This window comes from Rossellomorea sp. ABR4_004, from assembly GCF_056159585.1.
Genome location: NZ_JBSWVM010000003.1, coordinates 24,186 through 36,289, shown reverse-complemented (window position 1 = coordinate 36,289; position 12,104 = coordinate 24,186). Strand labels below are relative to the sequence as shown.

The window sequence follows — 12,104 nt, the reverse complement described above, 5'->3', positions numbered from 1 at the left end:
GTAGAATATATACCTTACAATAAATTATCAGAAATATACAAAAATTTAATATAATCTATTTTATATTCTATAATTTAGGTAAGAATTAGACATCATTATGTATATCATAGGAAGGCAGGATGGACGAAAAAGTGTATTCATTGAAACTAGTCGTAAGAGATCAAATGGAATATGAAAAGCTTGAAGACTGGATTACTGAAGAATTTATGGGAAACATCTCACTGGTGGAGGAGGAAGTGAAACCGCCTCATATACATATAGCAATTTTTGAAGTAAGCACATGGCATGATTGGGTGAAAATACTCCGATTTCATAAACGTAATAAAGAATGCAAAATCATTCCTTTGCTGGAACCATCATTATTATATACTTCACCCCTTGCAGTTGAATTGAAGTTAAGCAGTTTACTAGTAAAGGCTGTAAAAAAACATAAATTTATTCGAATGTTAAAACAGGTTATAGGGTGTATTTCAAGTGAGGGTCTTGTATGGACTAGTGACAATGTCATTGGGCTTCATCAGGATCCAAAGAAAGGAAACCACACGTTTCCTTTTCAAGAAGCATTTTTACGAAGATTACTTTCTGGGGAGATAAATTCTGAAGAGGAATTGATTCAATCCCGATCTCTCTTTCCAATTGATGGGCTGCCAAATGTGGTGTGTTTTATACAGGGGTTCACCAGATACTCATCCTGGAAAGAAGAGCAGGAGTGGCAAGCATCTATGATTATTCAAGTACATTTGAGAAAGCGTTTTCATGAAGATGGGGTTTCTTTTCTATCCTATCGCAAACACTTACTAATGCTCATTCGGATTCCTTCAAAGTACGGTTCCTTAAAACACTGGAAACAAGGGGAAGCCGGTATACTTGATGCGATTGGGGAATTAGAAACGGAGTATGGGATCCATCTTTATTTTGGTGTAGGCTCCATCTATCGAGAACCACTTCTCCTTCATCAATCATACCGGGAAGCATATAAAGCCAGGCGTACGTCACCATATGAGAGATTATCCCTCCGTTATTACGAAGAAATCACAAAGGATCAGCAGATTCAGAAATGTACGGACTATATCGCTCATTGCTGCACAGATAATCTTTCAATAAAACAAGTAGCTGAACAGATTAATTTTAGTGTACCGTATTTCAGCAGGATTTTTAAACAAGAAACAGGCCGGAACTTTGTTGAATATGTCACCTTTGTTCGTCTTCAGCGTGCTGTGTGGCTTTTGCGTCATACCAACCATACAATCGAGTACATTGCTGAAGAGCTTGGTTTCAATACACCCAATTACTTTAGTGGTACCTTTAAAAAATATGTTGGACTTTCTCCAAGAGAATACAGGGGAACAGAAGAAATTATTTTTATATAATGTACAGAGGTATACGATTCATTCCTATAAACCTTCAATATGTACAGCGCTTATCCTAACGGATATTTAAATAAGAAAAGGGCGATATTCAATGAGGATCGCCCTTGGTAAGTTTGACTCCCTAAGGCTAAACCCAATCTTTCCTCAACAAGCTATATGTTACCAGATCTTCATAATGATCATATAACCATTGACCATCCCGCGTGATACCTTCTTTCTTAAACCCCAATCGTTCCGGGATGCCAATGCTTTTCTTATTGTTGATGGCACATTGAATTTCTACCCTGTTAAGGTCCATTTCACTAAATAGATAGGTTAATAGAGAGGAAACGGCTCGTGTAATGATTCCTTTTCCTTCAGCTTTTTCAGAAAGAAGGTATCCAATACTGGTGCTCTTGCTTTTCCAATCAATATAATGGAGCCCGATCATACCGACTAATTTCCCTTGATACCGTATTCCGGCATCGAATCCGTTGTTATCCGCGTAATTCCGGATCCAGATGGGGATGATCGACTCCAAATCCTGTGGGGACTTCCGTTTATCGACCCAAAGAAGCCACTGGCGAAGGTGATCCCGGTTAGAATCAATCAGTTCGTATAACTCCTCTTTGTGGTGCTGTTGAAATAACTCGAGTGAGATTTCTTGATCAACTGTGAATGAAAACATGGGTACATCTCCTTTATGATATTTAGAAGATTATACCATATGCTCCATCTTTTTTGGGAGGAGTCAAAGTAAGGCAGTTTATCATTATGTGATTCAACCTTATTTAATTTATAATAGAAGAAAATGAACAACAGCTTAAAGGAGGTGGTGACATGGTAATGAAATCAATCTTACCAGAGTCCGCAGCGTCTCATGCAAAGCCTATTATTAGAAAGGCGATACTTTGCATGGGGGAGACTGACTGATCGCCCTTAAAGTTCATTTCTAGTAAGTCGGCTTTGCACCTTATTTACTTTATTAATCAGAAAATAAGGGGCTGACTGAATTGAAATATGTGAAAGCTGAGAGTGTTTTACCACCATCGCTTCTTGTTGAAGTCCAGAAATATGTACAGGGGGAAACCCTTTATATTCCTAAACCTAAGGTGAAATACCGAAAATGGGGTAGCCGTTCTGGAAGTAGAAAAGAAATTGATGAACGAAATGTTGAGATCAAAGAGGCTTTTTTGAAGGGAAAGACGATTCAAGAATTAGCCGAACATTATCATCTTTCAACAGAAACAATTAAGACAATAGTGTATAGAAAGCGCTGATGATTATGTCAGTGCTTTTTATCGTGTATAGATTGATTCTGAACCAAACTCTACATATATTTCTATTTTGTATCGGTATATAGTATAAATGAGGTTGCACGAAATGCCTGTGCTCCTTGACTCATCTTGATCTGACCATTTAAGATGAAAATAATGACAAATGTTTCTGGGAGCGATTAACATGGAACCATTTATTCGAAATGATCAATATAATTTCATAATGTATCAGACTCAAGTGCTGATCAATGGATATTCAACAGTGAATGATCTAGGTGTACTTCAAGCGTTGAAAGGACTTGTGAAAGATAAGGTGACAAATTTATTCGATGGGCTGTCTCAATCTCAACAAAGCATACTCGATCCAATCTTGGACATTCGAGATTCTGACCAAGCGGAAGACTATTTAATTGGATTAAAAGCTTATGTCATTCCATTTCCAACAGTTTCTGATGCCATATTGAAAAAGCTATTCCCGAAAGTGAAAAAGCTAAAGACACCGGATTGGGGAAATCTTGAATTCAGGGATCTCTCCTATCTTGGCTGGAATGATTATGGACAAGAGCGAAAATATATCGTCGCTGAGTATGAGGGTAAATTGAAAGGATTTAAGGGTACCTTCAAAAGCAGCAGCAAAAAAGGAATTTGCACGATTTGCAACAGCTTTGGAAGCATCGGGTTATACATGTCAGAATCGAAAACGTCATCTAAAGGAACCTTTGTGAAGAAAGGGAATTACATCTGCCAGGATAGTCATGAGTGTAATGAAAAGCTTAAGGACAAAGAGAAATTAGATGATTTTATTCAAAGAATCAATCATTAGAAAGCTGCGCCGAGCAAGAATCTCGGCGTATTTTCTTTGTATTTATACTATATTACGGAATTCCAATTCTTCTCAACACTTATAAATCCCTTGAAACATTACCATACTTTAAGTAGTATAGATAAGTAGAAAATTGTAGAGTTTCGAAATGAGGGTTTTAAATGGAAAAGAAATCCATATATGGATTAACATTAGATCAACTGACAACATGGTTGGTCGAGCATGGTCAAAAGAAATTCCGTGCCGCCCAGGTGTGGGATTGGTTATATAAAAAGAGAGTGACAAACTTTACGGATATGAAGAATCTGAACGCGGATTGTGTACAATTGCTGGACGAACACTTCTATCTTCATACACTCACTCAAGAAGTTAAACAGGAATCCAAGGACGGCACAATTAAATTCCTGTTCAAGCTTGAAGATGGTAACTTAATTGAAACGGTTTTAATGCGATTCAATTATGGACTAAGTGTTTGTGTGACGACGCAGGTCGGGTGCAACATCGGTTGTACATTCTGTGCAAGTGGACTGCTGAAGAAGAACCGTGATCTTTCAAGCGGAGAAATCGTAGAACAGATCATGAACGTTCAACATCACTTGGATGAAGCAGGAAATGGAGAACGTGTCAGTCATATCGTCGTGATGGGGATAGGTGAGCCATTCGATAACTACGATAACATGATGGACTTCTTCCGAGTGGTTAATGACCAAAAAGGTCTTTCTATCGGAGCTCGTCATATCACCGTCTCAACAAGTGGTCTGGCAGATAAGATTTATAAGTTTGCCGACGAAAACATCCAAATCAATCTGGCTGTTTCCTTGCATGCACCAAACAACGAATTGCGTACGAAGATCATGAAGATCAACCGCGCGTATCCTTTAGAGAAGTTAATGCCGGCCATTGATTACTATTTAGAAAAAACCAACCGACGCATCACCTTTGAGTATATTTTATTGAGCGATGTGAACGATCATAAAGAAGAGGCTATACAACTGGCCAAATTATTAAAGAACAAGCGACATCTATCTTATGTGAATCTAATTCCTTATAATCCAGTTGACGAACACAACCAATATCAAAGAAGTTCGAAAGAAGCGATTGTTGAATTCTATGGTACATTACTTGAGCATGGAATCAATTGTGGAGTCCGTGTGGAACAAGGAACAGACATTGATGCAGCTTGCGGTCAATTGAGAAGTAAGCAGATCAAGAAGGATAAGGTTAAATCTTAATACTTTTTTATGAAGCACATAAATTCCAAAGTGGGATTTATGTGCTTTTTTTGATTACAATATTCTAAATTTATCGAATTATTAATTCTAAAATTATTGAATAATTAATTCTGAAAGTATAGAATTATTTGTGAGGTACAAATTTTTGGAAATGAGGTGTTTCTATATGGATGTGCTCCATTTGACCAGTCGGAAAAGAGAGACGTATGAGGTAAGAATCGAGGCTTCTCTTCTTTGGGAATGCGCTTTGGGGATTGCTGCCGTCACAAATAAAAGGCTTATTGACACGTTAGAAAAACCAAAGGAATCATGGGACAGGTTAAAGAAATCTTTATCTGTACCATTGATTGAGGACTTGAAATTTGTTGAAGAGAATAATACGTGGAAATCACTACTCCTTTTATTGCATCAAAAAGAGTTTCGGAATTTATCAGAATTTCATATGTTTCTGGATGAGGTGGATGATGAAAAACTGAGATTCATCTGCATTCCATACATAGGGATCAAATTTGAAGATCTTCGAACGCTTGCTTCCAAAGGGGATGAGCCATCACGAAGCAGATTTAAAAAGCAGACAGAAGGGAACCCTTTTTTTCCTGATTATATTGAGTTTGTCTGCACAACCCAAGTATATACCCTTAGGGAACACCTGAAGAGCGTCATGACGAAGTGGTATGAAGAAGTGATTTTTCCACAGAGAGAAACATTAACTCACATACTCAGAAGAGATAAGCAAGCCAAAGAAAAGATGAATGGGGAGCTGAATCCCGAGGCCATGGTGGAATGGACAACCGGAGGAATTACCTATCTTCCAGAGCCGAGTGTTCATACAGTTCTGTTGATCCCCCAGGCGATTTATCGCCCTTGGAACGTAGAAGGGGATGTTGAAGGAGTAAAGGTGTTTTATTACCCCGTAGCCAATGAAAGCATCTATCCGGATGATAAGGATATGCCAAGCTATTTTCTGGTTCAGAAGCATAAAGCACTTGGTGATGAAGCGCGCCTCCGAATGGTGAAATTGCTGAAGGGTTCAAATCGTACTCTCCAGGAAATCACGAATGAACTGAACATGGGGAAATCGACGGTCCACCACCATTTGAAAATTCTCAGGTCCGCAAGACTCGTTGAAACTCAGGATGGCAAGTATCGCTTGAAAGAGAATGCGGTTCAAACATTATCGAATGAATTAAAGCAGTATTTAATTGAAGATTAAAAGGGGTGTCCCGTATGGGAGAGCGTGCTGTGAGACTAAATCAAGTGGAAGATTTCCCGCCTTTAAAGAAAAACTATTCTGTCTTCAGATTTATGGGTGGGAACCTTATTTCGTTTTTCGGGGATCAAATATATTTAATCGCGATTCCACTTATGGTATTAGCTATTACTGGATCACCCGTGACTATGGGGATTGTGGCGGCTCTTGAACGGCTGCCGATTCTATTGCAGCCCTTCGCAGGTATCATGTCCGATAAATTCAACCGGAAGCACATGCTCCTTTTATGCGATTTAGGACGATGCATACTTGTTGGTGTTATAGGAGTTTTATATATCATGGAGATACTTGAGATGTGGATGGTATATCCGGTGGTATTCGGTATAGGCTTATTAAGTCAAATCTACAATACATCTCAATTTGCTTCAGTACCAAGCCTGGTGAGAAGAGAAGACCTACAGGTTGTAAATTCACTGAACACCGGGATATTTAATTTAGCGGTTTTTTTAGCACCAGGTTTAGGAGGGTTGCTCATTTCCTTTTTTAATCCCGGATATGCCCTGTTGGTGAATAGCGGAAGCTTTTTGGTATCTTTTCTTGCCATTGCGAGTCTTCGCATGAAGATGAAGGAGAGAGTTTCATCTGGTTCCATATGGGGAGATATAAGGGAGGGATTCGTATTCGTCGCAAAGACCAAGCCCATCTTGTATACCAATCTTGCCATGATATGTTCTGTGTTCGGAACTACACTATTTCTCACATTATTGGTATTTCACCTAGATTTCCTGAATGTAAATGCGGTCATGATTGGCTGGCTATTATCAATGGGTGGAGTGGGTGCGATTCTTGGCGCGGTTACATCAAACCTTTTTCGGAGGCTGTTTTCGTATCGGAGCATTTTATTTACGGCCTCTGTCATTGGAGGCCTTTCGATCCTCTGTTTCGGCTGGATAGAAACTTATGTTTGGCTTGTGATCATGAATGCAGTCGGGACCTTCTGTGCTTCGATGATGAGCCCGTGCATCATTACGATTCGGCAAACGCTGACACCCGATCACTTATTAGGAAGGGTCCAGGCCACTAGCCGCCTTATGACATGGGTATTCATGCCCGTGGCCGCATTTCTTGCTGGAATATTGGCTGAATCAATAGGTACAGACCTTACCATCATGCTTGCTGGAGCCATCTCTACACTAGCTTCCATTCCCTATCTCCATCACAGTTTGAAGGATAAATAGAGGGACGGACCTTCCACAACTCTGTTTTATGGTAGGATGGAAATGGAAACCATTTGGGTGAGGAGAATTCAGATATGATTACTGAAAGTCAATTGAAAGAGAAATTAATAATAATCGATTTTAACCGTCCTGATACAATGAACCAATGTGACTTGGACCCACTTTTGGATGAGATGACCAAACATATTGGTTCGATTGACGGAGAACTTAGAGATAAATTGATTTATACCAGTTTTTATATACTGATGGAAGAAAACTATCTATCATCTGATCAAATGTCATTTTTGCTTGATACTTGTATAGACGGAAATCATTTGTTTTATGGGATCGGAAAGAAGGAAGATGATTCGGTTTTCACCCGGTCATTTTCATCATTAGTCCTGGCATTGCTTCTGGATAAAGACCGTGCCAAGTCATTTTTGTCTGCTGAGAAGGTTCAGAAAGCAATTGAGGCTAGCTTTGTTTATTTAGAGGCTGAAGAAGATACCCGTGGATATGTTGAAGGAAAGGGATGGGCACATAGCATCGCACACGGAGCGGATTACTTGGTGGAAGCGATCCGTCACCCTGCATTTCCAGCTGTTTTTAATCAACGCAGTCTGCAGACGATCAAAGACTGCGTATTGAAAGATGCTGCCTATGTGGATGATGAGGATGGACGATTATTCTTTGCCATTGAAGCATTGCTGGAAAAGGGAATGACGGATGAAGATCTTTTAATGTGGCTAATGGGTTTGTCTAGTACGTTAAATGATCGATATAAGGAAGAAGGCTATTCCTACTCTTTCTATAGAATGAAAATGAATATCGAAAATTTCTTCAAAACATGTTATTTCAGACTGAAATGGAAAGAGCCAGGAAGCAAATCAGGAAATCATATCAGCTCTGTGCTGGCAAAGTGGCATAAGCACGATTACAACTAAGAAAGGGGAGCAGAGGATGCAATCGATTCATTATGACATCACGATCATCGGAGCAGGAGTGAGCAGTGTGTTTCTCGCCTACACCTTGATGAAACACAATGAACATGTTTCCATTCACATGATTGATCTCGGCAAAAAACTGAGTGAACGTACATGTGGTCTAGATGATGGGGGCGTTTGTACGTGTGAAGGAGTGTGCAGTAAATACATTGGTTTTGCGGGTCTTGGGAAATCAGAGGGGAAATTTAATTATACGAATGATTTCGGTGGAGAGCTTGGCAGGAAAATAGGAGACCAAACCTCACTTGATTTGATGAAGGAAGTAGACGCTATTCTCTGTGAGTTTGGCGGTGACATCATCCCGTCTTATAGCACGAATAATGATATACTTTCAAAACGAGCCAGTATGGTGGACTTGAAGGTTCTTTCAACTGAGGTCCGTCATTTAGGAACGCGTTTAGCGGGTGATGTTTTTCAAAGAATGTATGAAGTCCTGAAAAATCGCATTAAGGTTAGTTTCGAAACTCATGTTGAGACGATTTCAAAACATGATGCGGGCTTTCACTTGAAATCAAATAGCGGTGAATTTACGACGGAGAAATTAGTGATCGGTACAGGAATGAGCGGCAGTACGTGGCTGAAAGAACAAGCAGCATCACTTGGGCTTTTTCCAGGAAAGACACGTCTGGATATGGGAATACGGGTGGAAATGAAAGGGGATCAGCTTCAATCGATATTAGAAGATACGTTTGAAACGAAGCTGAAAATCGAAAGGGATACATTCAGCGCGACGACCTATTGTATGAATCCGCAAGGGAGGATCATACGGAAACACCAACATGGAGTCGTGATGCCCGACGGACAAAATGCCCGTGAAGAAGATACACCAAGTGCAAATCTGAACTTCAGCTTGTTCGTTCCACGTTATTTTGACTCCCATGGTGAGGCAATGGATTACGCAGTGAGCACTATAGGAGGGATTAACCAAGGAAGAGAGCGGATTGTCGTTCAGAGATTGGAAGATTTCAAATTTCATCGGAATACAGAATCACTAGAGGAGAATCTGGTAGGTCCGTCCCTTAAAGCGGAATGTGGGAATCTTCGGGAAGAGGTTCCGGAATTATATTGTGTTGCCCTTAAGGAATTTTTTGCTTCTTTGGAAAGGCTTATTGGGGAACCGATACACGATGATACGCTTCTTTACGGGTTGGATGCGAAGTATTATGAACCGAAATTACCGACGGATAAGAACTTTGAAACAGATGTTTCAAATCTGTATCTCATTGGTGACTGCTCAGGGGAAACCCATTCCTTATCGCAGGCAGCTGCAAGTGGTATTTATTTGGGGAAACATCTGGGGAAATAGTTTTTTACCAGTTAATTATAAAACTGGAATAATTTGAAACCTTTCTGATTGTTTTTTCGTATTAGTAGAAAAGAACAGGCAGAAAGGATTTTTTTATGGGATTACGAGTAGAAGAAAACGTTTTGGAATATGAAACGATTGTAGATGCTCATCCAAAAAAGGAGATGAGTATGTACTCGCTCCTCCGTTTAATGGGTATTTTTATTTTCGTTGGGTGGGGATTCATGTTCTTCACTATCGACCTGGATCTCAACCATAAATTTGAATGGGTTCATGTGAAGGGCATCCATGCAGATGGGGAAATGATGAAAGAATTCTTTCTTTGTCTAATCACAGTTGGATTTATATATTTTGGATTGCTATATTTATATTTTAATAAAATGTGGGGAAAAAATTTTTTACTGGTCACTTTATTATGTTTGGGAGTAATCAATGGCTTCTTTTTTATTAATTCTTTTTGATCCTTCTAGTTTGAAAAGCGTGAGGAATATGTTGTGAATGGAGGCAACCCGAATTGTACTATTATTTAAACGTTTTATTAACGATCGTCATTCTCATAATTGGAATCGGTACGGCATTCTTCATTGACCAATTCAGTAAACAATTAGAAAAGTTCATTCCTTCGAAGTATTTATCCTTTGCGATCATCGTGATCCTCTTCACACTAATGATGGGCGCTACGGTAATGACCAGTTCAATGGGAGGGTGGAGCATAATGGATACGGCTTTCATATCCAGCCTTTGCTTTTTTGCACTGGGATGGCTCACCAGTATTTCAAAACGAGCTGGAATTAATCAGGCATCATCGGCCGCTAAATTCATTACAAATAATCAATTTAAATATGAATATGAATCAACGAGTTCTACTAATAAGAGTCCATATTTTATTGCGAGTCTGCTTTTTCTCATTATGAGTTGGGGAATTTCATTTTGGATGGCTTACAGTTAATTGGATGAGGAGGAATGTTTTTTGTCTGATTGGGGTGTCTTGTTTCTATTATTCATGATCATTATAACAGTCCTGGCTTTAACTGATTTTACGATTATGAAAGTTACCGGACAGAATAAAAAAAGGAGGATTTGGGCGGGAGTCATATGTTTACTCCTTACACCTGTGGTTTTTATCTTGACTGGTTTATCCGTAAGTCCATTTGATCCATCTGGTTTTGGAACAGGCATGGTCACGATGATATATGGAACTTTTTTCGCATTGAATGCCATAGGAATCATTGTGGTTGGATTGTTCACTGAATAAGGAAGTGGGGCTTTAAGAATTCTTACAATACAAAGGAGAGGTTGAGAGCATGTTAGAACTTTTTTCTTATAATTGGGAAATACGGGAAGAATGGTTTAATTGGTGCAGGGAAATTGATCCGGATGAACTGACGAAAGAGCGTACAGGCGAGATGGGGAGCATTCTGAAGAATCTCTTTCATGTAGCGGACTGTGAGCAAATTTGGATGAATCAATTACAAGGGAAACCCGTGATAAAAAAGGATTTACATATTATTTCAACACTTGACGAAGTCATTGAGTTTTCAGATATGACCAGGCAGCAAACGGAATACTTTTTGTCATTATGGACTCCTGCCTACGGAAAGAAAGAACTCCCTATGACATCAAGGTCAGGTAAAACATACCTCTTTACATATAAAAAAGTTATGCAACATATAGTCACCCATGAGATTCATCATATTGGTCAATTATCCGTGTGGGCAAGGGAGATTGGTATGAAACCGGTGTCGAGTGATTTGATTTTTAGATGAATAAGTGATTTCGAGAGTGAGGGTGGCTTATGAGTTTTTGGTCATAGGTTGCTATTTTCACAGTATTACCGGTAAGTATTGCTGTACCAATCACTGCTGAAAAAAAGAATTAAACTTGCTTTCCAATAATTTCACATATAGAAAAAAGGAGGATATACAGTGGGAAATCAACGGAATTTACTGGTCGAAAAAGTGAAAATCATTCATGGTGACAATTATGCAACCATTGAGGATACAAAGGAATTATCCACAGAAGAAATGAAAGAGCTCGTCAGATTTCTGGAACAGACTCGAGCCTATCATTCCTTGTCTACCTTAAAGATTCTTGTGAATCAAATATTCTCCCGGGAAGTAGATGAATATTTAGTTGGAAAAGGATTTGAAATGATTGATGAATTTGTTACAGTGTATAAAAAGCTTGAGAAGTCGGAAATCGAACACTCTTATACATTGAAGAATTTACATATGATTTCAGAAAATGAGTTTGCTCATATCTGGATGCAATCGATGAAGGGCTCCCTTAATGTCCCATCTTCCTTAACCATGGAAGAACATATGAAAAGTGTCAAGGTCGAACTGGGTGACAGCTATAAGGATTCCTGTATTGCGATTTATGAAGGAGATCAACCGATCGGCGTCATAATGCCACATATAGAACCAGGCACGGCAGATGAGGGAAGGTTGTTTTATTTCGGATTGATTCCTGGTGAAAGAAGCAAGGGAAAGAGCAAGAATCTACATAAACTGGCACTTAGTCTGTTAGCTAGTGTGTTTGATGCAAAAAAATATATTGGGGGGACGAGTAAACATAACGCTCCGATGATCCAAACATTTATTGCCAATGGGTGTGAAGTGAAGGATGTGAACAGGGTCTTCCTTAAGAAATCCCTTTAGTACTGTGACAAGCAATGGTATACTTG

The 12,104-nt window shown here is 39.2% G+C and carries 13 protein-coding genes; 12 read left to right on the top strand and 1 reads right to left on the bottom strand.

Annotation, left to right across the window (positions count from 1 at the left end):
• Positions 1-119: 119 nt before the first annotated feature.
• Entirely contained in the window at positions 120-1,370 is a 1,251-nt protein-coding gene (locus ACXAF2_RS17265; protein ID WP_475140503.1) for a helix-turn-helix domain-containing protein, read from the top strand.
• Between the two features lie 127 nt (positions 1,371-1,497).
• Here ACXAF2_RS17265 and ACXAF2_RS17260 read toward each other — a convergent pair whose 3' ends face one another.
• On the bottom strand, positions 1,498-2,037 hold the full coding sequence (locus ACXAF2_RS17260) for a GNAT family N-acetyltransferase (RefSeq protein WP_475140502.1): 540 nt from the start codon (positions 2,035-2,037) through the stop codon (positions 1,498-1,500).
• A gap of 325 nt (positions 2,038-2,362) precedes the next feature.
• Between ACXAF2_RS17260 and ACXAF2_RS17255 the strand changes: the two genes are divergently transcribed.
• The 11 genes from ACXAF2_RS17255 (at position 2,363) to ACXAF2_RS17205 (ending at position 12,078) form a co-directional block, all read left to right on the top strand.
• On the top strand, positions 2,363-2,629 hold the full coding sequence (locus ACXAF2_RS17255; protein WP_475140500.1) for a CD3324 family protein: 267 nt from the start codon (positions 2,363-2,365) through the stop codon (positions 2,627-2,629).
• A gap of 181 nt (positions 2,630-2,810) precedes the next feature.
• A complete protein-coding gene (locus ACXAF2_RS17250) occupies positions 2,811-3,449 on the top strand; it encodes a FusB/FusC family EF-G-binding protein (protein WP_475140497.1) in 639 nt (212 codons plus the stop codon).
• 161 nt (positions 3,450-3,610) lie between these two features.
• A complete protein-coding gene (gene rlmN / locus ACXAF2_RS17245; RefSeq protein WP_475140495.1) occupies positions 3,611-4,681 on the top strand; it encodes a dual-specificity RNA methyltransferase RlmN in 1,071 nt (356 codons plus the stop codon).
• Between the two features lie 166 nt (positions 4,682-4,847).
• Positions 4,848-5,894, top strand: coding sequence for an ArsR/SmtB family transcription factor (locus ACXAF2_RS17240; protein WP_475140493.1), 1,047 nt, complete (start codon positions 4,848-4,850; stop codon positions 5,892-5,894).
• Between the two features lie 29 nt (positions 5,895-5,923).
• Positions 5,924-7,129, top strand: coding sequence for an MFS transporter (locus ACXAF2_RS17235; RefSeq protein WP_475140491.1), 1,206 nt, complete (start codon positions 5,924-5,926; stop codon positions 7,127-7,129).
• Positions 7,130-7,203: 74 nt separating this feature from the next.
• Positions 7,204-8,052 carry a DUF2785 domain-containing protein gene (locus ACXAF2_RS17230; protein ID WP_475140489.1) on the top strand — a complete coding sequence of 283 codons (849 nt, stop codon included), beginning with the start codon at positions 7,204-7,206 and terminating at the stop codon, positions 8,050-8,052.
• Positions 8,053-8,068: 16 nt separating this feature from the next.
• Positions 8,069-9,418 (top strand): NAD(FAD)-utilizing dehydrogenase, encoded by a 1,350-nt coding sequence (locus tag ACXAF2_RS17225; protein WP_475140487.1) that lies wholly within the window; start codon positions 8,069-8,071, stop codon positions 9,416-9,418.
• Positions 9,419-9,932: 514 nt separating this feature from the next.
• Positions 9,933-10,367: a hypothetical protein gene (locus ACXAF2_RS17220; RefSeq protein ID WP_475140486.1), complete on the top strand. Its 435-nt coding sequence runs from the start codon at positions 9,933-9,935 to the stop codon at positions 10,365-10,367.
• A 21-nt stretch (positions 10,368-10,388) separates the two neighbouring features.
• On the top strand, positions 10,389-10,673 hold the full coding sequence (locus ACXAF2_RS17215; protein WP_475140484.1) for a hypothetical protein: 285 nt from the start codon (positions 10,389-10,391) through the stop codon (positions 10,671-10,673).
• Between the two features lie 49 nt (positions 10,674-10,722).
• A complete protein-coding gene (locus tag ACXAF2_RS17210) occupies positions 10,723-11,184 on the top strand; it encodes a DinB family protein (RefSeq protein ID WP_475140482.1) in 462 nt (153 codons plus the stop codon).
• Positions 11,185-11,343: 159 nt separating this feature from the next.
• Positions 11,344-12,078: a hypothetical protein gene (locus ACXAF2_RS17205; RefSeq protein ID WP_475140480.1), complete on the top strand. Its 735-nt coding sequence runs from the start codon at positions 11,344-11,346 to the stop codon at positions 12,076-12,078.
• The last annotated feature ends 26 nt before the right edge of the window (positions 12,079-12,104 follow it).

Coding starts and splice junctions, on each gene's coding strand:
- ACXAF2_RS17265 (WP_475140503.1), top strand. CDS start 120: ATGGACGAAAAAGTGTATTCATTGAAACTAGTCGTAAGAGATCAAATG.
- ACXAF2_RS17260 (WP_475140502.1), bottom strand. CDS start 2,037: ATGTTTTCATTCACAGTTGATCAAGAAATCTCACTCGAGTTATTTCAA.
- ACXAF2_RS17250 (WP_475140497.1), top strand. CDS start 2,811: ATGGAACCATTTATTCGAAATGATCAATATAATTTCATAATGTATCAG.
- rlmN (WP_475140495.1), top strand. CDS start 3,611: ATGGAAAAGAAATCCATATATGGATTAACATTAGATCAACTGACAACA.
- ACXAF2_RS17240 (WP_475140493.1), top strand. CDS start 4,848: ATGGATGTGCTCCATTTGACCAGTCGGAAAAGAGAGACGTATGAGGTA.
- ACXAF2_RS17230 (WP_475140489.1), top strand. CDS start 7,204: ATGATTACTGAAAGTCAATTGAAAGAGAAATTAATAATAATCGATTTT.
- ACXAF2_RS17225 (WP_475140487.1), top strand. CDS start 8,069: ATGCAATCGATTCATTATGACATCACGATCATCGGAGCAGGAGTGAGC.
- ACXAF2_RS17210 (WP_475140482.1), top strand. CDS start 10,723: ATGTTAGAACTTTTTTCTTATAATTGGGAAATACGGGAAGAATGGTTT.